The 21,215-nt window shown below is 64.6% G+C and carries 19 protein-coding genes; 8 read left to right on the forward strand and 11 right to left on the reverse strand.

What is annotated here, in order from left to right; genetic code table 11:
- The first annotated feature begins 18 nt into the window (after positions 1 to 18).
- From C3L37_RS04665 to C3L37_RS04685, 5 genes are all read left to right on the forward strand, one after another.
- Positions 19 to 1,248 (forward strand): acyl-CoA dehydrogenase family protein, encoded by a 1,230-nt coding sequence (locus C3L37_RS04665; RefSeq protein ID WP_129113475.1) that lies wholly within the window; start codon positions 19 to 21, stop codon positions 1,246 to 1,248.
- Entirely contained in the window at positions 1,238 to 2,002 is a 765-nt protein-coding gene (locus C3L37_RS04670; RefSeq protein ID WP_164974664.1) for an enoyl-CoA hydratase/isomerase family protein, read from the forward strand. The genes C3L37_RS04665 and C3L37_RS04670 overlap by 11 nt, the downstream gene beginning before the upstream one ends.
- 140 nt (positions 2,003 to 2,142) lie before the next feature.
- Complete coding sequence (locus tag C3L37_RS04675) at positions 2,143 to 3,789, forward strand: acyl-CoA synthetase (protein ID WP_129113477.1); 1,647 nt, start codon at positions 2,143 to 2,145, stop codon at positions 3,787 to 3,789.
- A gap of 113 nt (positions 3,790 to 3,902) precedes the next feature.
- Positions 3,903 to 5,498 (forward strand): N-acyl-D-amino-acid deacylase family protein, encoded by a 1,596-nt coding sequence (locus tag C3L37_RS04680; protein WP_129113478.1) that lies wholly within the window; start codon positions 3,903 to 3,905, stop codon positions 5,496 to 5,498.
- A gap of 100 nt (positions 5,499 to 5,598) precedes the next feature.
- Positions 5,599 to 6,102, forward strand: a complete 504-nt coding sequence (locus tag C3L37_RS04685; RefSeq protein WP_129113479.1) for a hypothetical protein — start codon at positions 5,599 to 5,601, stop codon at positions 6,100 to 6,102.
- An 85-nt stretch (positions 6,103 to 6,187) separates the two neighbouring features.
- On the opposite strand, the gene C3L37_RS04690 is transcribed toward C3L37_RS04685, so the two are convergent.
- The 7 genes from C3L37_RS04690 to solA form a co-directional block, all read right to left on the reverse strand.
- On the reverse strand, positions 6,188 to 7,690 hold the full coding sequence (locus C3L37_RS04690; RefSeq protein ID WP_129113480.1) for a sodium:solute symporter family protein: 1,503 nt from the start codon (positions 7,688 to 7,690) through the stop codon (positions 6,188 to 6,190).
- Complete coding sequence (locus C3L37_RS04695; RefSeq protein WP_129113481.1) at positions 7,687 to 8,034, reverse strand: hypothetical protein; 348 nt, start codon at positions 8,032 to 8,034, stop codon at positions 7,687 to 7,689. The genes C3L37_RS04690 and C3L37_RS04695 overlap by 4 nt, the downstream gene beginning before the upstream one ends.
- Positions 8,035 to 8,195: 161 nt before the next feature.
- Positions 8,196 to 8,843 (reverse strand): helix-turn-helix domain-containing protein, encoded by a 648-nt coding sequence (locus tag C3L37_RS04700; protein ID WP_129113482.1) that lies wholly within the window; start codon positions 8,841 to 8,843, stop codon positions 8,196 to 8,198.
- A 198-nt stretch (positions 8,844 to 9,041) separates the two neighbouring features.
- Positions 9,042 to 10,661, reverse strand: a complete 1,620-nt coding sequence (locus C3L37_RS04705) for a BCCT family transporter (protein WP_129113483.1) — start codon at positions 10,659 to 10,661, stop codon at positions 9,042 to 9,044.
- A gap of 210 nt (positions 10,662 to 10,871) precedes the next feature.
- Positions 10,872 to 12,104 carry a threonine ammonia-lyase gene (gene ilvA / locus C3L37_RS04710; RefSeq protein ID WP_129113484.1) on the reverse strand — a complete coding sequence of 411 codons (1,233 nt, stop codon included), beginning with the start codon at positions 12,102 to 12,104 and terminating at the stop codon, positions 10,872 to 10,874.
- Between the two features lie 4 nt (positions 12,105 to 12,108).
- Positions 12,109 to 14,625, reverse strand: a complete 2,517-nt coding sequence (locus C3L37_RS04715) for a GcvT family protein (RefSeq protein WP_129113485.1) — start codon at positions 14,623 to 14,625, stop codon at positions 12,109 to 12,111.
- Between the two features lie 93 nt (positions 14,626 to 14,718).
- On the reverse strand, positions 14,719 to 15,870 hold the full coding sequence (gene solA / locus C3L37_RS04720) for an N-methyl-L-tryptophan oxidase (protein ID WP_129113486.1): 1,152 nt from the start codon (positions 15,868 to 15,870) through the stop codon (positions 14,719 to 14,721).
- A gap of 195 nt (positions 15,871 to 16,065) precedes the next feature.
- Here solA and C3L37_RS04725 point away from each other — a divergent pair, with 195 nt between their 5' ends.
- Both C3L37_RS04725 and C3L37_RS04730 read left to right on the forward strand, forming a co-directional pair.
- The gene (locus tag C3L37_RS04725) at positions 16,066 to 17,208 is read left to right on the forward strand and encodes an aromatic ring-hydroxylating oxygenase subunit alpha (protein ID WP_129113487.1); all 1,143 of its coding nucleotides are present in this window, start codon (positions 16,066 to 16,068) and stop codon (positions 17,206 to 17,208) included.
- Between the two features lie 6 nt (positions 17,209 to 17,214).
- Entirely contained in the window at positions 17,215 to 17,568 is a 354-nt protein-coding gene (locus tag C3L37_RS04730; RefSeq protein ID WP_129113488.1) for a hypothetical protein, read from the forward strand.
- Positions 17,569 to 17,587: 19 nt separating this feature from the next.
- Here the strand turns inward: C3L37_RS04730 and C3L37_RS04735 are convergent, their stop codons facing one another.
- Positions 17,588 to 18,238 (reverse strand): helix-turn-helix domain-containing protein, encoded by a 651-nt coding sequence (locus tag C3L37_RS04735; RefSeq protein WP_129113489.1) that lies wholly within the window; start codon positions 18,236 to 18,238, stop codon positions 17,588 to 17,590.
- 389 nt (positions 18,239 to 18,627) lie between these two features.
- Here C3L37_RS04735 and C3L37_RS04740 point away from each other — a divergent pair, with 389 nt between their 5' ends.
- Positions 18,628 to 18,822 (forward strand): hypothetical protein, encoded by a 195-nt coding sequence (locus tag C3L37_RS04740; protein ID WP_129113490.1) that lies wholly within the window; start codon positions 18,628 to 18,630, stop codon positions 18,820 to 18,822.
- Between the two features lie 65 nt (positions 18,823 to 18,887).
- Here C3L37_RS04740 and C3L37_RS04745 read toward each other — a convergent pair whose 3' ends face one another.
- The 3 genes from C3L37_RS04745 to C3L37_RS04755 form a co-directional block, all read right to left on the reverse strand.
- On the reverse strand, positions 18,888 to 19,181 hold the full coding sequence (locus C3L37_RS04745) for an amphi-Trp domain-containing protein (RefSeq protein WP_129113491.1): 294 nt from the start codon (positions 19,179 to 19,181) through the stop codon (positions 18,888 to 18,890).
- Positions 19,182 to 19,321: 140 nt separating this feature from the next.
- Positions 19,322 to 20,425 carry a sodium:calcium antiporter gene (locus C3L37_RS04750; protein WP_129113492.1) on the reverse strand — a complete coding sequence of 368 codons (1,104 nt, stop codon included), beginning with the start codon at positions 20,423 to 20,425 and terminating at the stop codon, positions 19,322 to 19,324.
- A 122-nt stretch (positions 20,426 to 20,547) separates the two neighbouring features.
- Positions 20,548 to 20,844, reverse strand: coding sequence for an ArsR/SmtB family transcription factor (locus C3L37_RS04755; RefSeq protein ID WP_129113493.1), 297 nt, complete (start codon positions 20,842 to 20,844; stop codon positions 20,548 to 20,550).
- Positions 20,845 to 21,215 lie beyond the last annotated feature (371 nt).

The following is a 21,215-nucleotide window of genomic DNA, read 5'->3' on the forward strand; positions in this document are numbered from 1 at the left end:
GAACGAGCATGGTCGATTATGGAGTACGATGACTCCGACCGCGCGGAAGCGGTCGCGGCGCGCGTCCACGAGTTCGTGGACGAGGTGGTGATTCCCGCAGAGCGCGAACTGCTCGGGGAGGGATCGATAGCCGACGCCGAACTCACGGCGCTCAGAGACGAGGCGCGCGAGCGAGACGTGTATGCGCCGCAGGTCTCGACCGATTACGGCGGGATGGGAATGGATTTCCGAGACGTCCTCCCCTCGTTCGAGGCGGCCGGCCGGAGCCTGTTGGGTCCGCCAGCCATCCGGGTCGACGCCCCCGACGAGGGGAACATGCACACCTTCGAACTCGTCGCCACCGAGGAACAGAAAGACGAGTGGCTCCGACCGCTGGTCGACGGCGCGATTTGTTCGGGCTTCTGCATGACCGAACCGATGCAGGGCGGCGGCTCGGATCCGAAGATGATTCGCACCGAAGCCCGAAAGGAAGGTGACGAGTGGGTCGTTGACGGCCACAAGTGGTGGACGACGAACGGGGTGGAGGCGGACGTCCTCCTCGTGATGGCGCGAACCGACTTCGACGCCCACCCCTACAGCGGGTGTTCGATTATCCTCGTACCGGCGGATACGCCGGGCGTCGAGATCGAACGTGGCATTCCTCACATGGCCGACGACCAGCTCGGGACGAGCCACGCCGAGATTCGATTCCGTGACGTCCGCGTGCCGGCCGAGAACCTCTTGGGTGAGGAGAACGAGGGGTTCACAATCGCCCAACAGCGTCTCGGCCCCGCACGCCTCACCCACTGCATGCGATACTCTGGGATGGCCCAGCGTGCGCTCGACGTGGCGAAAGCGTACGCGACGAAGCGCGAAGCGTTCGGCTCGCCCATCGCCGACAAACAGGGCGTCCGCTTCGCCGTCGCCGAGGCGGAGACCGAACTCCACGCGGCCCGGTGCGCGGTCAGACACGCCGCCGATCGCATCGCCGCAGGTGAAGCGGCCAGAATCGAGGTGTCTATGAGCAAGCTCTACACGTCGAACGTCGTGCAGGACGCCATCGATACGGCGATGCAACTGTGCGGCGCAAACGGCATCGGCAAGGATCTTCCTCTCGCTGACTTCTACCAGAACGTCCGGCAGTTCCGGTTCGTCGACGGGGCCGACGAGGTGCACAAGCGCGTCATCGCTCGCGACGCGTTCTCCGCCGTCGACGAAACCGAGCTGTCGAACGTTACGCGCTATCGAGGGGCGTTCCGTGACGGATAACGTCACTTACGAGGCGGACGACGGCGTGAGCACGATTCGACTCGAACGCCCCGAGAAGCTGAACGCCATGACGACGGAGATGTGGACGGCCGTTGCCGACGGCGTGCGACGTGCCGACGACGACGACGCTCGCGCGGTCGTCCTCACCGGCAGCGGTCGCGCGTTCTGCGCGGGCGACGACATCGGCTCGCTCGTCGCCATCGAGAGCCCGCGGGATGCGAGAGAGCTCGCCGACACGGTGCTCGAGTGCTTCGACGCGATCGAGCGATCGCCCGTCCCGGTCGTCGCGAAAGCGAACGGATCGGCCTACGGCGGCGGCTTCGAACTACTCATCTCAGCAGATCTCACGGTGGCGCCGCGCGACACCGTCTTCGGGCTGCCCGAGACGCGCATCGGTGCGTACCCGTTCTACGGCGCGAAACGACTCGCCCGGCTCGTCGGCCGGCAGCGGGCCGCTGACCTCGCGCTGACCGGCCGCGAACTCGAAGCCCAGGTGGCCGTCGAGTGGGGGCTCTTCGCCAGGGTCGTCGAGGAGGAGGCGCTTGACGACGCCGTCGCGGAGATCGTTTCGACACTCAAACGCTCCTCGCCAGCCTCGCTGGAGACGACGAAGGCCTGGCTCAACGCCTCGCTCCGCTTCGCAGGAGAGGACGAGGCCATGCGAAACGGGCTCGGATATCTGTTTTCAGGACCCGACGCCCGCAAGGGTGCGCGAGCGTTCCTCGAAAACCGCGAACCCGATTTCGCTGAGTAGGCGGCTGCTGGCCTCCGATCCAGTCCAGCCGCTAACTCGACCGTTCCGACGGCGAGATTTATGTCGGGCTGTTCGAATATGTGTGGTATGATTAGTCATTACATAATTCGGTGCGCTCGACTCGATCGGTGGGAACGCCGATGACGACGTACGAAGCGTTCAGGGAGTCGTTCTCCTGGGACGACGTCTGGGAGAGCTTCGACTGGGACGGCCCGGGGCGGTTCAATATGGCCCACGAGACCGTCTGTCGACACGTGGGGTCCGGTCCGGCAGTGTACTGGGAGGGTGCCGACGACGAGCGGGAGACGCTGACGTACGCCGACCTCGCCGACCGGAGCGCGCGGGTAGCGAACGCGCTGGAATCCGTAGGCGTCGAGCGTGGCGAACCGGTCGCCACGCTCGTCCCTCGAATCCCCGAGCTGTACCCGACGTTCCTCGGTATCTGGCGACGGGGCGCGGTCTACGTGCCGCTCTTCACCGCGTTCGGACCGAACGCGATCGCGGTTCGAGCGGGTGACGCTGGCGTGAAGACCGTCGTCACGACGACCGATTACCGCCGGAAGATTGCTGCCGTCGAGGACGAGGTGGGAATCGAGACCGTCATCGTCGTCGATCGCGACGGTGATGGTGTCGACGACGCAGACCTCGCGTACGACGCGCTCCTCACGAACCAGACCACGACGTACGAGACGGCAGAGACCTCGGCCGACGACCTCTGCACGCTGGAGTACACGAGCGGGACGACCGGACCGCCGAAGGGGTGCGAACTCACCCACCGCGTGCTCGCCGCCCTCACTCCATACCTCCGATGTTCGATGGCACTGAACGGCGACGAAACGGTTTGGGGGGCCGCCGATCCCGGCTGGATGTACGGGCTGCTGACCGCCGGAATCGCACCGATCAGTGCGGGCGTCCCCAACGTACTCTACGAGGGCGAGTTCGATCCAGCGGACTGGTACGCGGTGATGGAACGCTACAGCGTTACGAGCCTCGCCACGAGTCCGACCGCCTACCGCGGGCTGATGGCCGACGACGACGCGTACGAGTCGTACGATCTCGCGCTCCGAAAGGGCAACAGCGCGGGCGAACCGCTCAATCCCGAAGTGATACGCTGGTTCAACGAAGCACTCGGCGTGACAGTCCACGATCACTACGGCGTAACCGAGTGCGGGATGGTCGCCGGCAACCACCACGCCTGCGAGATGGCGGTCAAGCCGGGGAGCATGGGTCGACCGCTCCCGGGGTTCGACGTCCGCGTCGTCAATCCAAAGACCGGGGGCGAGGCCGACGCGGAGGAGGTCGGCGAACTCGCGGTCGCCCGCGGGGAGGCAACGTACTTCGCGGGATACCGGAACGCGCCGGAGAAGACGGCGGAAGCGTGGGTCGAACGCGACGGAGACGCGCTCTTCCTGACGGGCGACGCCGCCAGATGCGACGGGGACGGCTCCCTTTGGTTCGTCGGACGTGCCGATGACGTCATCATCTCCTCGGGCTACCGGATCGGTCCGTTCGAAGTCGAGAGCACGCTCCTCGAACACGAGGCGGTCGCGGAGGCGGCCGTCGTCGGCGTGCCCGACGAAAAGCGCGGAGAACTGGTGAAGGCGTACGTCGTCGCAACCGCGGGGACCGACCGCGACGAGGACGGGTTGGCCGCGTCGGTACGGGAGTTCGTCCGCGCCCGTCTCGCCAAGCACGCCTACCCCCGAGACGTTGAGTTCGTCGACGACCTTCCGAAGACGTCGAGCGGAAAGATACGCCGGGTCGAACTCCGCGAACGAGAGCCGTAGCTCTGCCGAGGGATCGAGCGTTGGGGACCGACGGGGGTTCGGGCCGTCACCTCCCCGGGACAAACTCTTTGGTACCCCCCCGAAAACGTCGTCACAGAACGGATTCACTTTCGATGGCGCTGGACATCCTCTTCGAGAACGCGAAGATCGTCGACGGTACCGGAGCACCGCGGTTCGACGGTGCCGTCGGCGTCGAAGACGGACGGATACGGCTCATCTCGAGAAAGCGCGAGCCGAACGCGTCCGCGACGGACCATGTGGACGTGGACGGGATGGTCGTCGCGCCGGGGTTCATCGATACCCACTCGCACTCGGACTTACAGCTTTTTGCGGATCCGACGCTCGCGCCAAAACTCCGCCAGGGAATCACCACCGAGATTCTCGGACACGACGGGTTTTCTATGGCCCCGATTTCCGACGACCAGATCGACAAGTGGCGAACACAGGTCCGCGGCCTCACGGGAAGCGTCGACGTCGAGTGGGCGTGGAACAGCATAGGCGAATACTTGGATGCCGTCGCGACGAACGGCGCCGCGGTGAACCTCGCGAGTCTGGTCGGTCACGGGACCGTCCGGTTTGCGGTTCTCGGGATGGACGATCGGGAGCCGACTGCCACCGAGCGAGGGGAGATGGAGGATCTCGTCGCGAGGAGCCTGGCGGAGGGGGCCGTTGGCCTGTCGGTGGGGCTCATCTACCCGCCATCCAGCTACGCGAAGACCAAGGAACTGACCGCGCTCGCCGGACGCGCCGCGGCCGAGGGCCGGCCGTTCGTCCCCTACATTCGGAGCGAGGGACGGTGGATCTGGAACGCGCTCGACGAACTCGTCGAAATTGGCGCCGAAGCCGGCGTCGCGTGTCACCTCACGCACTTCAAGATGGCGGGGGCGAAACAACACGGCAAAGCCGAACGCGGAATCCACCTCATCGAGGCGGCGCGAGAGCGCGGCGTTGACATCACGGTCGAGCAGTATCCGTACGCGGCCGCGAGCACCAAACTCTCGACGGTTCTCCCGCCGTGGGTCCACGCGAAGGGGCGCGGCGAGCTCCTCGACACGTTGCGGGACGACGACGCTCGCGCGCGGATGAAACGGGACGTTGAAGCGTGGCGGATCGAGGGCTGGGAAAACTTCGGCGCACTCGCGGGATGGGACCGGATCGTTATCACGAACGTCCCCTCCGACGAGAACGCCCACCTGGAAGGGACGACTGTGGCGACGTTCGCCCGCGATCGGGATCGGGAACCGATCGACGCCGTCTGCGACCTCCTGATCGAGGAGGAACTTGGCGTCAGCATGGTCTTGCACCTGCTGGCGGAGTCGGACCTCGAAGAAATCCTCGCGTACGAGGCCGTAAACATCGCGACCGACGGGCTGTTCGGCGGGACGCCGCACCCGCGGGTATACGGGGCGTTCCCCCGGGTCCTCGGCCGGTACGTTCGAGAAAAGAACGTGCTCTCCTTGGAGGATGCCGTGAGAAAGATGACCTCGCTGCCGGCTCGCGCGATGGGTTTCGATACGAAGGGGATCGTTCGCCCCGAGATGGACGCGGATCTGGTGGTGTTCGATCCGGATCTCGTCGGGAGTCCAGCGACGTACGAAAATCCCAAGCGACGACCGCGGGGCGTGGCGCACGTTGTCGTCAACGGCGAGTTCGCCGTCCGCGACGGCGAGGTCACCGGCAACACGCCCGGCGAGGTGATCCGCCAGTAGCACCTCGCCGACCGAACGCCCGGGTTCGCGGTTCGCAGCGACGTCGAGAGGGCGGGTCCGCGAACGGTAGCCTTTTTTCACACCCTGTCGAATCGGCGGTATGTTTTGGAAACTCATCTCGGCGCTTATCGGCTCTCGGTGGCGAGCGTTCTGCGGCCTCTCCCAGGATCGGTTTCTCGCGGTCGCGACGACCGCGCTCGACGACCTCGGGTACCGGTACGACCTCGAGGAGACATCGACGACGCGGGGGGAACGAACGATGCTCGGAGCGGCGGAGCGCGGCCACCGATTCGCCGTTTCCGACCCCGTGTCGTTCGACGTGACAGTCATCACCGCGACGACGGATCCGGTGGCGGACCTCGTGATGTCGGTGTTTGTGACAGAAGAGCAGCAATCGGACATCACGTCGGACCTCTGCGTCGTGACGCTGAGCCCGGTAACCGCCGCTACGCGCGAGGAAATCGCGCGGTTCGTGACCGCGGTCATCGGCGCGAGCGAAACCCCACCGTGGAAGCTCACCCACCACATCAGGTTTCGTTTGGCCGTGCTGCTTCGCCTCAAGGTTCGCCTCCTCTGGAAGTACTGGCTCCACGCGTCGAATTGACCACCCATTGTCCATCGCAGACGGTCGTCAACCGATGGGCGGCGAGTCGGAAACGCGTCGTCGAAACGCGGACGGACCGCGACGTTCAGTCGTCGCCCACCGTTCTCGGTCGGCTCTCGACGGCTTCGCTGTGGAAGGACTGGAAGCCGGCGAGTTCGTCCCCGGTTGGTCGACGCGTTCCGAGACTGACGGCGACGTAGACGACGAGCCCGAGCGGAACGGCGACGAGCGCCTCGCTGAACGGTGCCTCCATCACTCCGCCGAAGAGTAAGAATCCGTAGGCGAGAAAGCCGACGATCATCGCCGCGATCGCACCCCACTCGTTCGCACGTTTCCACCACGTCCCGACCGCCAGGGCGGGGAACAGCCCGCTCGCGAGGCCGCCGGTGACGAGCGTCGTCATCGTCGCGATGATTCCCGGCGGATCGAACGCGATCACCGTCGCGGAGGCAGCCCCGAGCCAGATGACGGACACTCCGAGCGTCGTCTCCTGGCGTTCGGTCAGGTCCACGTCGAAAATACGGGGGAGGTCGTGGCTGACGCTGGCGCTCAGCGCCACGAGAAGCGCGTCGGTCGTCGACATGACGGCGGCGAGGAGGCCGGCCGCGCCCAGCCCTTGCACCAGTGGACCGAAAAACTCCGCGAGGACGGCGTAGTAGAAGTGATCACCGGTCGAGAGGTTCGGCTCCGTCGCCATCGCCGCCCCCGCGACGACGAACGCGGAGACGCTGAACGTGGTGATGTACAGGAAGATCGTCCACATGATCGATCGGCGGGCCGTCCGGTCGCTGTCACTCGCGAGGACGCGTTGGCCAAGCTGGGGCAGGCTCAGCGTCCCGAGAATCCAGACGAGGGCGACGCCGATGTGAGAGAGACCAGGCATGTTCGAACTTGCGAACTCCGGATCGTTCGCGAGCGCGCTCGAGATCGTTCCGCCGACGCCGCCGAATTCGAGCAGAATCAGCGGCACCGGGAGGAGCGTTAGGAGGACCATCATGATCCCCTGGATGAAATCGGTCCACGTGACGGCCCACATGCCGCCAAGAGAGACGTAGAGCGCGAAAACCAGCGCGGCGATCACGACGCCGACCTCGTAGCCGATCTGGGGAAGCACGAAGTTCATCGTGATGCCGCCCGCGGTGAGTTGGGGGACGAGATACGCCCACGCTCCGATCGCGAAGATGAGCGCCGCGACGAGCCGAACGCGTTTGCTATCGTAACGGAGTTCGAGGTAGTTCGGCACCGTATAGACGCCGGCGCGTCGAATCGGTGCCGCGAGAAAGATCATCAAGAAGAGGCCGCCGGAGGCGACGGCCGTGGTAACAAGCACCGCGAAGGCGGCGCCGAATTCGTACGCAAACCCGCCAATCCCGAAGAAGGATCCCGCACTGGCGAGGACGGCGTAGTAACAGATCGCCTGCATCCATTCTGGAATCTTCCCGCCCGCGATCCAAAAATCGGCGGTCGATTCGCGGGAGCGACTGAAGAAGAAGCCCCCGATTCCGACCACCAAGAGGAAGTAGAGGAAGACGACGACGATCGCTTCGAATCCGCTACTGACTTCGGGGGTCACCTGCAGCGTGGTCACGCCCGACCACCCTCCCCGTCCCGCTGCACCGTGGTGACTTGCTCCGTTTGGTTCGCCGTTTCGTTCTTTTCGACCCAGTATTCGTAAGCGAAGCCCAGCACGATGACCGAAACCCCCCACAGTACAGCCCCGTACGTGAAGAGCGTGTACCCCTCACTTTGCTCCCAGTAGATGGGGAGCCCTCCGCCGAAGAGGAAGAAGGTGCAAATCGTGAGGCTCGCGGTCACGATCATCGGTCTATACCCCGACGTAACGGTCACGTCGACGTCTTCGTACGAGAAGCCGCGTTGCCGCGCCGACTGATCGTCCCCATCCGATCCCGGGTCCCCACTGTCACGCGTCATCGTATATCAACCATTATACGCACACAGGGGGACTTAAATCCCATCCTCGGCGGGAGTACAGCGGTAGAGATGACGGTACGCGACGATCGGACGGACTACTCGTGCGAAGGGAGCCGCAGATGTTCCCTTCGATAATCGTGCTCACGACCCTCCGAGCACTATCATCCGACGCTAGCGAGCGTGTTCATGACGAGCGTTTTCATCCCACGCCGGAGCCGTTCCGAGACCGCCTGGTTGGAGATGTCGAACTCAGTGCCCAACTCCGCAGCGGTGAGCCGCCGCGGGACATCGAAGTACCCCTCTTCGGCGGCGGTGACGAGCACTTCGACCTGTCGGTCGGTGAGGCCGTGTCGGAAGCCGAGCTCGTCGTCTTCAGGGCGATAGATGCGCGTGGGCGTCACCTGGACCTCCGTCTCGTCACAGTGGGATTTGAAGGCCGAGAGCGCCCTGTGCGACGGAAACCTGAGCTCGAATCGCCAGACCTCGGCCGAGCCGACCGCGTCCAGTATGTCGGCGTTTTGCTCGGAGATCCCCTCCAAAACGCTGTCCGGCTCCTCAGCCCACTCGATGGCGTACAACGCTCGATCGTCGGACGACTCGAGTCGATTTAGGCTCTGAACCATCGGATGACTCAACAGGTTCCGCTCCATCGTTCCGGGGTCGCTGCCGTAGACCCAGAGAAGGGGAACCGTTCGCTCCCCCGACGGAACGACCCGCTCAAATTGGGCCCACGCCTCCGGAAGCTCCGTGAGCATGTCGGCCAGGAGGAACTGGGTAGTCTCGACTTCGAATTCAGCTATGACACTCATGCTCTAGGAAACTCGACGAAAAAGACTTAGTCATGGTGGCTCCCCGAAGACGGCCACTCCCCGCACTCGTGCAACGTCTCTCTCGGCGGTGGACCGAGCTACGGGCACGTCATGCAATCCCACTAGGATACCTCCAGCGGCGACAGCGCCAGTTCGACCGTAAACGCTCGGGAGGATCGGCGAACGGAACAGGCGCGCTCAGTCGTCCTCCGAAGCGGCTGCCCCGGTCGACGCCGAGGACGACTCGTTTTCGCGGAGAAAGACCGCCCGTCGACCGCCGAAGGTGGAAATCATAACCGCGACGGCGATCAGGGTGATGATCGCGAAGGGGCCGCCGGCGATGATGGCAGCCTGCTGGAGCGCCTCGGTGCCCCCGCCGACCATCAACAGGGAGGCGAGCGCGCCCATCAGACTGCCCCAGATAACGCGGTTTATCGTCGACGGGCTCTCCTTTCCTCCAGTGGTAAGCATGGCCAGCGCGAGCGTCGAGGAGTCCGCCGACGTGACGAAGAACGTCGTCACCAACACGAGAAAGAGCACAGTCAGCAACTCCCCGCCGGGAAGCGCCTCGAACAGGGGATAACCGGCGACGGCCTCGTCGAACGCCCACGCTTCCAGCGTCCCGAGGATGTTCGCCTGACCTGACGATTGCAGGTAGATCGACGTCCCGCCCATCGTGGCGAACCAGGGGATGGTGACACTTGTCGAGGCGAGAACGCCGGTCGCGGCAACCTGTCGGACGGTCCGGCCGCGGGAAATCCGGGCAATGAACAGTCCGACGAACGGTGCCCACGAGAACCACCACGCCCAGTAGAAGATCGTCCACGCGCCGACGAAGTCGCCGTCAGCGCCGACCCCACCGGTCTCACCGGCACCGAGGTACAGGCTCATCGTGACGAATTCGTTGATGTAACCGCCGAGAGCCTGCGTTCCGACCGTCACGATGTAGACTGTCGGTCCAAGGACGAACGCCAGCGCGGTCAGGACGCCAAACAAGCCCATGTTGAAGTACGAGATCCGGAGGATGCCCCGCTCCACGCCGAGCGCGACGGAGAGGGTGAATGCGACGGTCAAACCGGTGATGACGAGCACCGTCCCGGTGTCTCCCAGCGCGACGCCGCCGCTGTACTCGAGACCGACGAGGAATTGTCTGCCGACGAGACCGAGCGTCGTCGCGATGCCGCCGATCGTCGCGAACACCGCCAGGACGTCGACGGACTTAGCCATTGGACCGTCGAGGTTGTCGAAGCCGACGATAGGACCGATAATCGTCGAAATCCGCATCGGCGCGTCCTTGCGGTAGGCAAAGTACGCGATTGGGATCGCCACGATCACGTACGCGGACCACGCGGACAGGCCCCAGTGGAAGAACGTGTACTGGAGGGCGTCAACCGCGGCTCCGGTCGACCTCGGCTCGGATCCTGACAACGGCGAGGGCGTAGAGTAATGGAAGATCGCTTCCGCCGGACCCCAGAACACGATCCCGGCGGCGATTCCCGCGGAGAACAGCATCGCGAAGTACGCGGGGAAGCTGAACTCCGGCTCTTCGTCTTTGGCGCCGAGTTTGATGTTGCCCCACGGACCGAAGATCAGATAGAGGACGAAGACCACGAGCGAGAACATCGAGACGAGGTAGGCCCATCCCAGCGACTTCCAGAGGAACGTGTTCGCGCTCTCCATTCGCTCGAACGCCGCGTCCGGGCGAACGAGGAACGCGGCCACGACGATCACGGTCACGAGGAACCCGGGGCTGAAGACGGCGAAGTCGAGTTCGTCCAGAAACGCTCGTAACGGTCCGTCCGCGTCGCGTTCACTCATGGCGGGTCACCACTCGCGTCGGTCATTGATCTCTTCGGGCTGTCTTTCCGTGCCAGTACGACGGCGATCAGTTTGCGCAGCGACGTTCGAGGCCATGACAATTCTCGCCACGGTATACCATGACAGTGTCGCGTATCAACATTCGTCTTTATCACCTGCGTCGCTTATAAACGAACGGTCGAACAAGTGAGGTCGGGTCGTCAGAACAGTTCACGAATTGACATGCTTGATCCGGTACCCGCGGTCGCGGATCGCTCGAACGATGGCCTGCGACTGGCTCGAACCGCTCGTCTCTATTTGGAAGACAAGGTACGCCTCGCCCACGTCGAGTTCCGGGGCGGATCGCTCGTGCCGCACCGTTCGAATATTGACGCCGTGCTCGGCGATTATCCCCGAAACCTCCTCCATTTTTCCGGGCCGATCGGTGATCCGAACGCGCAGCCGTAGCAGCTGCTCGCGATCGGTCAGGGCGTGAACGAGTACCGTCTGGAGCATCGTCATGTCGAGGTTCCCCCCGCACAGTAGCGGCATCACCGTCTCCCGGCGTACGTCCAACTCGTCACCGAGGATCGCGGCGACGGACGACGCGCCGGCTCCCTCGACGAGCTGCTTCGAGCGCTCTAACAGCAGCAAGATCGCGCGAGCGATCTCGCCGTCTGTGACCGTCACCACTTCGTCGACGTGCGCCTCGATGAGAGAGAGCGTCAACTCGGAGACTCCGCCTGTCGCGATGCCGTCGGCGATCGTCTCCACCTCGTCGAGCGCGACTGGGTGGCCCGCTTCGAGGCTGCCGGGGACCGTCGCGGCGTCCGCCGCCTGCACCCCGACGATCCGCGTCTCCGGGGACAGCTCCGCGAAGGCGGTCGCGATCCCCGAAACGAGGCCACCCCCACCGATCGGCACGACGACGGTGTCAACGTCGGGGAGGTCCTCATACATCTCGATCCCCAGGGTCCCCTGCCCCGCGACGATAGCTGGATCGTCGTAGGCGTGGACGAACTCCGCGTCGCTGTCGACCAGCTTCTTCGCGTGATCCATCGCCGCCCGGAAGTCCGCTCCGACGAGCTCCACGTCCGCGCCATACCCGCGGGTCGCGTCGACCTTGGCCTGCGGTGCCCCCTTCGGCATGACGATCGTGGACTCGACGCCGAGTTTCGTCGCCGCGAGGGCGACTCCCTGAGCGTGATTGCCCGCACTGGCCGCGACGACCCGGTCGACCCCGCCGCGTTCGACGCACCGTGCGATCTTGTTGTACGCGCCGCGCGTCTTGAACGACCCCGTCCACTGGAGGTGTTCCATCTTGAGGTGGACCTCGCCGCCGGCCAGTTCGTCGAGCGACGTGCTTCGCTCGATCGGAGTGCGTTTTACGACCGAGTCGTCGTCGATCCGTTCGCGGGCGGCCTTGATGTCGTCGAACGAGAGGGGTTCGAAGTCCGGTCTCATCTCGTCACCGAAGCATCCTCTCGCGTTCCGGGTCGAACAGCGGTTCCTCCCGAACCGTCGCCGGGTAACGCTCGTCCTCGTACTCGATTTCGACGTCGCGGCCCGCTTCGGCATCCTCGATCGGCACGTACGCGTACGCGATACCCCTGTCGATCGTGTAACCGTACTCGGCCCGCGCGATGGAGCCGAGGACCGATCCGTCATCGGAATCGACGACGGGGTGGCCGGCGTCGACGAGCGCGCCCGGCTCGTCGAGCGTGATCGGCGCGATCTTGCGATCAAGACCCGATTCGCGCGCCCGGAGCAGCGCCTCCTTCCCGACGAAGTCGGTTTCGAGGTCCACCGCGAAACCGATCCCCGCCTCGTACGGGGTGTACTCCGGGGTGAGATCCGACCCCCAGAGGCGGAACCCCTTCTCCAGGCTCGTCGAATCGAGCGCGGCCCAGCCCATCGGAACGATGCCGTGGTCCTCTCCGGCGGCCCAGATCCGCTCCCACAGCCGCGCGCCATACTCAGTCGGCGCGTGCAGTTCCCACCCGAGTTCGCCCGCGTAGGAGAGCCGGAGCATCGTCACGGGGATTTCACCGAGGTACGTCTCCCGCGCGGCGTAGAAGGGGAACGAGTCGTTCGAGAGATCGGCCTCGACGAGCGGTGCCAGCACGTCCCGCGACCGGGGTCCGAAGACGCCGACGCCGCAGCGACCCGAGTCGTGGACGGTGACGGAAACGGTTCCGTCGTCGGGGGCGCGCTCGCGGATGTGTCGCGAGTGCAGCGTCGCGGAGTTCCCCCCGCCCGTAAAGAGCACGTACCGATCGTCGGCGAGTCGAGCCACGGTGAGGTCCGCGAGAACGCCGCCGTCCTCGTCGCACATCGCGGCGTACCGCATCCGACCCGGAGAAACGTCGACATCGTTGGTGAGGACGCGCTGGAGGTGGTTGGTCGCGCCGTCACCGGACACTTCGATCCCGGTGAACGAGGACATGTCGACCATCGCGACGCGATCGCGGACGGCCCGGTGCTCAGCCCCCTGCGCCTTCGACCAGTGTCGACCCAACCACCCCGGACGATTGGGCACGTCGTACTCCCCCAGGAGCGACTCGTTGCACTCGTACCACTGGGCCACCTCCCAGCCGTGGCTGTCGTAAAACTCCGCGCCGAGGGCCTTCTGGTGGTGATAGAACGGACTCCGACGAAGGGGACGCCCTCCGCTCGGCTGCTCTCGCGGGTGGGTTAACTGGTACACCTCCCGGTACTGCTGCGCGCCGCGCCCCCACGCATACTCGCGCGACCCCGCGTGGGGCTGGAATCGTGACAGGTGCGCCCCCGTGGCGTCTACCCGATCGCCGTCGAGGCGCGGCATCCCGTCTTCCATCCAGTGGGCGATCACGCTCCCCGCGCCGCCGGATTGGGTCACCCAGATCGCGAGCGCCCACCAGAGTCCGTCGACCCCCTCCGACGGTCCGAGGATCGGCATCCCGTCCGGCGTGAAACAGAACATCCCGTTGATCCCGGATTCGAACGCGGCGTCGCGGAGCGACGGGACGAGCTCGCACGCCGCTTCGTGGGCCGTCGTTTCGTGGTCGGGGTGCGTGTTCTCGTAGAAGTGTTCCGCCGTAAACTCGCGCAGCGAGGGGTATTCGAGCCCGAGGTCGTCGAGCTTCTCGGGACCGTAGATGTCCGAGGGGTCCACGAGCAACGGCTTGTGGTTGTACGATCCGATCCCGTAGCGCTCGCCGTGCTGTCGGAAGTACAGCGAGGCGTCTTGGTGGCGAAGGATCGGCTGCTCGATCTCGCGGCTCGCGCCGCGGAGCTCCTGAAGTCCCTCGGAGACGAGGTACTGGTGCGCGCACGGCACCAGCGGGACGTCGACGCCCACCATGTCGCCGAACAGCGGTCCCCAGATGTTGGTCGCGATTAGCACCTCTTCGGCCTCGATGCGTCCCCTGTCAGTACGGACGGCCTCGATACTCCCGTCGCGGACTTCGAGGTCGGTCACCGTCGTCTCGCTGTGGAAGCTGGCTCCCGCCTCGCGGGCGCGCTCGGCCATCGTCGCCGAGACGTCGACGGCGTGGGCTTGACCGTCCGTCGGCTGGTAGTAGCCGCCCAGAATGACCTCCTCGTTCACCTGGGGGACGCGTTCTGCGACCGCCTCCGGCGAGAGGAGTTCACCGCCTTCGAGTCCGTAAGCGCGGCCCCACTCGCGCTTTCGCTTCAGGTGGTTCCAGCGATCGTCGGTGGAGGCGACCTCGATCCCGCCGCAGGTTCGAAAGCCGTCGAGATCCGCGTAGAGGTCGCGAGTGTACGACGCGAGCCGCGTCATCAGCTTCCCGTTCGACGTCTGAAAGACCAGTCCGGGCGCGTGTGACGTCGAGCCGCCCGTCTCGAACAGCGGCCCTCGATCGATCACCGCGACGTCCTCGCGGCCAAGGCGAGTGAGGTGATACGCCGCGCTGCAGCCGACGCAGCCTGCCCCGATGATCACGGTTCCGGCGGTGTCGGGTATCGTGTTCCCTGCGCTCATATACCATGATTCTGTGCAATGCGACCACGCATAGCTCTCCGGGTGCATAATCTGGGGTGTATATACGGACGGATCAATCGGTCCGGCTCGGGGTCACGCGCCGGCGGCGAACCGATCGAGGCCAAACATGTCGATCGGTCGGTCGGTTTCGCCATCCACCGCGAGGTCCGCGAGCGCCTCACCGATCGCGCTGGCGAACTTGAAGCCGTGGCCAGAGAACCCCGCGCCGACGGTTACTTGTGGGTGATCTGGCAACGTGTCTAGGATGAAGTGCTCGTCCGGAGAGTTCGTAAACAGACACGTCGCGAGTCGCATCGTCGGGCCAGCGCCCTCGGGGAAGTATCGCTCCGCGAACTCCCGGAGGATTCGCTCGTCCGCTGGTTGCGGTTCAGTCTGGTACTCATCCGGATCGACCTGCTCGTCTAGGTGATGGTAGCGGCCCAGTTTCATCCCCGGCACGTCGTAGATCGGGAGCCCATAGAACCGGCCCTCCGGGACGCTCAGGTTCCACACCGGGAACCGATCCGGTTCGAACCGCTCCGGCGCCTCCGGCTGGAACCATGCGAGGACCTGCCGCTCGGGCACCGCGAGTCCGGAGAGCGCGTCCGCGAACTTTCGGTTCCACGCCCCCGCGGCGAGCACGAGCGTTTCGGCCTCGTACGTCCCCTTGTCCGTCTCGACGCGCACGCCGCCCTCAGCCGTCTCGCTCCAGTCCGTGACCCGCTCTCTCGCGCGAATTTCGCCGCCCGCCGCCTGCGCCTCCTCCGCGTGCGCGACGATCGCCTGTTCCGGAACGACGAAGCCGCCGTCCGGCTGGTAGACCGCCATGTGATCCTCGGGCAACCGGTAGCCCGGAAAGCGGTCGTTCACCTCCCCTCCCGCGAGCACCTCGTGGGGGATGTCGTACCGCTCGCACGACTCAACCGACCCCCGAAAGACGACGTCGTCCTCGGAGCCGGCGTCGATCGAGCCCGTTCGGTGGAGGATGTCGCGACCGGTTCGCTCGGCGAGGTCGTCCCAGAGTTCGTACGCGCGTTCGACCATTGGGATGTACGATGGGTGTTCGTAGTAGGCCCGCCGGATGATCCGCGTGATCCCGTGGGACGATCCTCTCGCGTGCGGAACGTCGTACCGTTCGAGGCCCAGGACGTCGACCCCGCGTCGGGCCAGGTGATAGGCCGTCGCGCTCCCCATTCCGCCGACGCCGATCACGATCGCGTCGTACCGCTCGTTCGTCACGCTCATGTTTCGAGTCGATTCGTGGACCGCCTCCTTGATGCTTTGCCCGGCTCACCTGCGACACTCAAGACAGTCGCCCGTCGACGGATCGCGCGCGCTCGCCGTCCTCCGGACTCCGCGCGCGCAGCGGACGGCACTTATACGCCCTCACCACCTGCGATCAACCCTTATTGACCGGCACGCCATTCCATACCATATAGTATGACGAGGTGGAATAACGGTCTCGACGAAGCCGAACGCGTCAGCGAGGACATCACCGAGGAGACGAACGCGCTCCCCGCGCGTTACTTCACCGACCCCGAGGTCTACGAGATGGAGAAGGAGAACGTGTTCGGTCGGTACTGGATCTACGCGGGTCACGCGAACTGTATTCCGGATCCGGGTGACTACTTCACTCGGACAATCGGCAACCGCGAACTCATCGTTGTTCGCGATCGCGACGGCGAGGTGCGGGCGTACTACAACGTCTGCGCCCACCGCGGCTCCGCAATGGTCGAGGAAACGCCGATGACCGAGCCCGAGAACGCACGGCGGATCCGGTGCCCGTACCACCTGTGGACGTACGACCTCGACGGGACGCTGTCGAGCACGCCGGCGAGCTTCGAAGACGCCCGCCTGAACCCGGATCTCGAAGACGAGAATGTCGCCGAACTCGACCCCGAGCGAAACGCCCTGCTGGAAGTCCGCTCCGATCGGATCGGCCCATTCGTCTTCGTCACCCTCCACGAGGAGCCGCCGCTGTCGCTCGACGAGCAGGCCGGCGCGATGAAGGACGAACTTGAAGGACTCCCGCTCGGCGACTACCAGCTCGCGAGGCGGTACGTCTCCGAGGTCGAGTGTAACTGGAAGGTCTTCGGGGGGAACTACTCCGAGTGTGATCACTGCCAGGCGAACCACCAGGACTGGGTCGAGGGTCTCGAACTCGTCGATTCCGAACTCGAGGTCGACGACTACCACTGGGTCCTCCACTACAAGCACAAGGAGGACGTCGACGACGAGATGCGCATCCACGAGGAACACGAGGCGAAGTTCTACTACCTCTGGCCGAACTTCACCGTCAACATGTACGGGACCGCGAACGGGTACGGGACGTACATCATCGATCCGATTGACGAGAGCCGGTTCCAACTCGTGGCGGACTATTACTTCAAAGAGGCCGAACTGACGGACGAGGAAGAGGAATTCGTCAGAACGAGCCGACAGCTCCAGGAGGAGGACTTCGAACTGGTCGAACGCCAGCAGCACGGTCTCTCGTCGGGCGCGCTCGCGCAGGCGCAGCTCGGACCCAACGAACACACGGTCCACAGGCTCCACCTCCTCGCGCAGGAAGCCTACGAGGCCTGACGATCCATGAGCCGACAACGAGTCGCTCCGTTCGCGGCCGCCTGTCCCGAGTGCGCCGTCGAGAGCGAGGCCGAATCCGCCAACGAACTGGTCGAGTTCTACCGGCGACACCACCGGCACACCGGTCACGAAATCGCGTGGACGCGCGCCGACGTGGGATTCGATCTCCCCGACGGTGACCTCGAAGCCGTCGTCGGCGAATGCGAGTCCCACTACGACGAGGGTGTCCCGATCGGGATCGTCGCCGCCGCGATGGGTGCACGGGGGCTCACCGTCGGCGAGACCCTCGCGCGGATCCGCGAGGTCCGAATGACCGGCGCGCTGTACGAGCCCCGGGACGATCACATCGCCAAGGTTTAGGCAGCGGTGACGACACCGCTCACGTGCACTCCCTCACGAGCGTCGCTCGGACGAGCTGGTGGGTTCCCCGTCGAATCCGCCCGCCGACGGCGGTCGGCGAGATGTCGAGACGTTCGGCGAGATCCTCGAGCGAAGCCTCGCGGGGCTCCTCGAAATATCCCTCCTCGTACGCGAGGAGGAGCGCGTCGCGCTGTTCGTCGGTCAACTCCGCCGTCACCCCGCTCACCCACTCATCCTGTCGAAACATGCGGTGGAGTTCGAACGAATATCCCTCGCGCTTGCAAAACGCCCAGAGGTCGGCCAGCGCTTCGCGGTCGGGGAGGTGAAGCCGCACGTCCCACCCCTGGCCGTTGCTGACGGCCTCCAGGAGGATCCCGCCAAGTTCGATCGTCTTGGTCGAGATGAGTTTCGTCTCCATCGTGTGGCGGATTCGATAAATTCGGTTCCCGCCGGCGTCGTCGACCAACGTCCATCGCTCGACCGTATGGTCCCGATCGAGGGTGTCGTCGACCGCGTCGCTGACCCCGCTGACGACGAAGAAGAACATCCCTGTCTCGGGGTCCGTCGTCGAGTGGCTGATGGCATCGATTCGCGCGTCTGGGTGCGCCTTGATCGTCGGAATCAACGCGAGATCCGGGTGCGCGATGGAGAGCACCGAAATGAGGCTCACGATCGGGCTCCTCGTCGAATGTTCGACGCCGAGACAGACGGAGTAGCCGACGCCGCGTCCGGTTCCACTTGGGTACGCTGGCGTCGACTCGCGCCGATTGCGGGTCCGTCCTCCGTCCCCGTTTCCGGTAACTCCTGTTCGCGGGGGTGCGATCGACGCCGCCGGTCGATCGTTCCGAACCTGTAGAGTTCCATGATAACACGCACCAGCAATAATTTCTTAAACGTTTGCTTCCAGTTCGCCAGCTATCTTCCGCGCGTCGTTCCGAGTATCACCGTCCATGCGAAGCCAACGCTCGCCGTGAGAGCGGTGAACGGCGGGAAACAGGTGAACTGAGCGAGCGGTCGACTGAGTCGGGGGTTTATCACACCGACCGCCAAACGCCAGTCATGAACGAAGATGGGGACGACTGTCGGCTTCCGCGGGCGAGCACCGACGTCGATCCGGGGACGAAAGCGTTGATGCGGTGCGACGAGTGCGGCGCGACGTTTCACCGAAGCGACGTGCGGGCCGCCACGAAAGGGACGTTAGTGTGCCCGGAGTGCGCTTCGAGAGCGATCAGGGACGTCACCGATTCCGGTTAGATGGGCAGACGCCGGACTCCTGCCCCTCTCGCGGCCACGCTGACTGCAGAAACGCGAATTCGGCGTCAGTCGACCGTCAGCGTATCTTCGCCACGAACGCCGGTGAACTCGATCTCTATTTCGAGTTCCCCTTCGTGTTGGCTCACGAACTCGACCTCGACTTCGATGGGTTCGCGATACGCGAACGGAATCTCCCAGTCGGCGCTCGAAACGGTCAGTTCGGTATCGCGCTCCAGTTGATCGGCGAGTTCCCGTAAAAACGACGCCGTCGCTTCGCGCGAGAGATGAACCTCACGTTCGAAGTATCCCTCCGTGATAACGGTTCGGTCGTCCCGTCCTCCGCTCGGCAGCTTCGCCATAGGACATAGTTCGGTCTTATCTGTATAAAAGTCTGTGAGGAAAGCACCCGTCCCCGACGAGGTAGCTGGCGCGGCCGCGACGCCACGCGTGAACTGTCGCCTTCAGCCGCGACGACGTCCGAATCCGGGTTGTGGCACGATCACCCGGAGATCGGGACGCCGCCGAAGACGGCCACCGCGATGACCCAGTAGGCGACGTACAGTCCCCCCAGGAGGAAACCGTGCCAACGGCGCACCTCCCGGCCTTTGATGACGTAGGCTCCGAGAGCGGTCACAAACAACAGCGCCGGGAAGTGGAAGTACAGCACGCTGGCACCGATGTTCAGATCGGCCAGTAGCAGGATGAAACCGATATTGCCCGTCACCGAGAACACAACGCTGCCGATCACGTGACCGATGCCAATTTCGGGGATGCCGCGTCGGACCGGCTCCAGCGTGAGGAGCACGTTCTCGAAGGTCAATAGCACCGTGATGACGGTCGCGCCGAAGACGGTCTCCTCAACGCCCGTTTCTTCGAGGACGATCTCCGAGCCGGTCTCGATCAAGATGGACCCGAACACGACGCCGGCCAGTGCCGCGACGGCGAGACCGAGCCAGATGTGGCCGGCGTACGCCCGATCGCGGACGAACTCGTCTTCGAGGATCGGCTCGATCCGGTCGTGGACCGTCGCGCCGCCGTCGGCTTCGATACCGCTGTCGGTCGCGACACCGCCGTCGGTCTCCACGCGCTCGACGACGTCGGTGTCACGGAACACCGGGACGTCTCGGCGATGTTCCATATAGACGATGTACGCGAGGAACGCGAAAAACAGGACGAGTAGTCCGATTCCGTGAATTGCGGTGAGGTTTCCCAACAGAACGAGCGGCAGGAGTATCAGCGGTGAGAGGACGAGTAACGTGAGATAGTCCCGAGGAATCTCAACGGAGAACGGCTGGACGGCGGCCGCGACCGCTAGCGTGATCCCGACGATTGCGAGGGCGGTCCCTAACGCCGTGCCGAGGGCGGCGTCTTCTAGCCCGCCCGAGGCGAACACCAGCGCGAGGATCGTATCGTCGAATTCGAACCCGGTAAACAGGATCGCCAGCGAGAAGACGGATACGCCTAACCCCAGCGCCGCTCTCGTGAGATAACTTATCAACTTCTCGATGAACGCGACGAGTATCACCCCTCCCGCGGCGAGCACCACAAACGCGAACCACAGGCCCTGCGACTCGACGAAGGACTCAATCATTTCTTCGACCATTGGCTGTCATCCCAGGGATTAAATTATAATCGTTTGCGTTCGGAGAGTGACGTTCATTGTAAAATCATACACGCAACCGGGTTCCCTGCCTGCAACGGCAGCGCGAATCCGTACACTCGGTCTCAACGCTCGCCCTCCGACAGCTCTTCCACTTCCGCTCTCTTCGCGTGTAGAACGAACGTTCGGTCCGCAGGGGTCGCGTGCAGCTCGACGGCCTTTACGAGGCGGTAGTACTTTCGACGCTGGGTGCGATAGCTCTCGACCAGTTCGGCCTCCTCGAGTATCGAGAGGTGGTGCACCGCGCTTTTCCCGTCCATGCCGACCCGCTCTGCGAGTTCGGTGACGTACCGAGGTTCCGAAGAGAGCTCCCGGATGATCTTTAGTCGAGCTTTGCTTCCCAGTACGTCGAATAGCGACATACCCGTTCATGCGACCGACTGCCAAAGAAGGTTTGCGGTGAACGAGGGTCCGTGGCAACGACCGTCCGTTCCCACCGGGCGCTTGTAAGCTACCCACGACTGAAGTCGTGGGCTTTCCCCCACAGTGGGGTTTCGGCCCACGCTTCGTCCGCCGTCGAAGGCCCGGCTTCCTCTTACCGTCCTTGCCTCGGCGTGGGTGCATTGTTGATGCCTCCCACTCCGACCGAGGCCGGGGTTGTCCCGCCGGTTTAATTCCCGGTGTTCTCACGCTCTATCCCCAATCGGGGAACGGGAGTTGAACCCGTTCGCGGTCACAGTCCCCGAGTTCGGGGCCGGCCTACTCTCGGCCCGTATAGGCGGCGACTTGTGCG

The sequence above is a fragment of the Halegenticoccus tardaugens genome, from assembly GCF_004116405.1.
Lineage (GTDB): Archaea > Halobacteriota > Halobacteria > Halobacteriales > Haloferacaceae > Halegenticoccus > Halegenticoccus tardaugens.

Coding starts and splice junctions, on each gene's coding strand:
- C3L37_RS04700 (WP_129113482.1), bottom strand. CDS start 8,843: ATGAGTGTCATAGCTGAATTCGAAGTCGAGACTACCCAGTTCCTCCTG.
- C3L37_RS04695 (WP_129113481.1), bottom strand. CDS start 8,034: ATGACGCGTGACAGTGGGGACCCGGGATCGGATGGGGACGATCAGTCG.
- C3L37_RS04680 (WP_129113478.1), top strand. CDS start 3,903: ATGGCGCTGGACATCCTCTTCGAGAACGCGAAGATCGTCGACGGTACC.
- C3L37_RS04730 (WP_129113488.1), top strand. CDS start 17,215: ATGAGCCGACAACGAGTCGCTCCGTTCGCGGCCGCCTGTCCCGAGTGC.
- C3L37_RS04750 (WP_129113492.1), bottom strand. CDS start 20,425: ATGGTCGAAGAAATGATTGAGTCCTTCGTCGAGTCGCAGGGCCTGTGG.
- C3L37_RS04705 (WP_129113483.1), bottom strand. CDS start 10,661: ATGAGTGAACGCGACGCGGACGGACCGTTACGAGCGTTTCTGGACGAA.
- C3L37_RS04685 (WP_129113479.1), top strand. CDS start 5,599: ATGTTTTGGAAACTCATCTCGGCGCTTATCGGCTCTCGGTGGCGAGCG.
- C3L37_RS04665 (WP_129113475.1), top strand. CDS start 19: ATGGAGTACGATGACTCCGACCGCGCGGAAGCGGTCGCGGCGCGCGTC.
- ilvA (WP_129113484.1), bottom strand. CDS start 12,104: ATGAGACCGGACTTCGAACCCCTCTCGTTCGACGACATCAAGGCCGCC.
- C3L37_RS04715 (WP_129113485.1), bottom strand. CDS start 14,625: ATGAGCGCAGGGAACACGATACCCGACACCGCCGGAACCGTGATCATC.
- C3L37_RS04740 (WP_129113490.1), top strand. CDS start 18,628: ATGAACGAAGATGGGGACGACTGTCGGCTTCCGCGGGCGAGCACCGAC.
- solA (WP_129113486.1), bottom strand. CDS start 15,870: ATGAGCGTGACGAACGAGCGGTACGACGCGATCGTGATCGGCGTCGGC.
- C3L37_RS04725 (WP_129113487.1), top strand. CDS start 16,066: ATGACGAGGTGGAATAACGGTCTCGACGAAGCCGAACGCGTCAGCGAG.
- C3L37_RS04675 (WP_129113477.1), top strand. CDS start 2,143: ATGACGACGTACGAAGCGTTCAGGGAGTCGTTCTCCTGGGACGACGTC.
- C3L37_RS04755 (WP_129113493.1), bottom strand. CDS start 20,844: ATGTCGCTATTCGACGTACTGGGAAGCAAAGCTCGACTAAAGATCATC.
- C3L37_RS04745 (WP_129113491.1), bottom strand. CDS start 19,181: ATGGCGAAGCTGCCGAGCGGAGGACGGGACGACCGAACCGTTATCACG.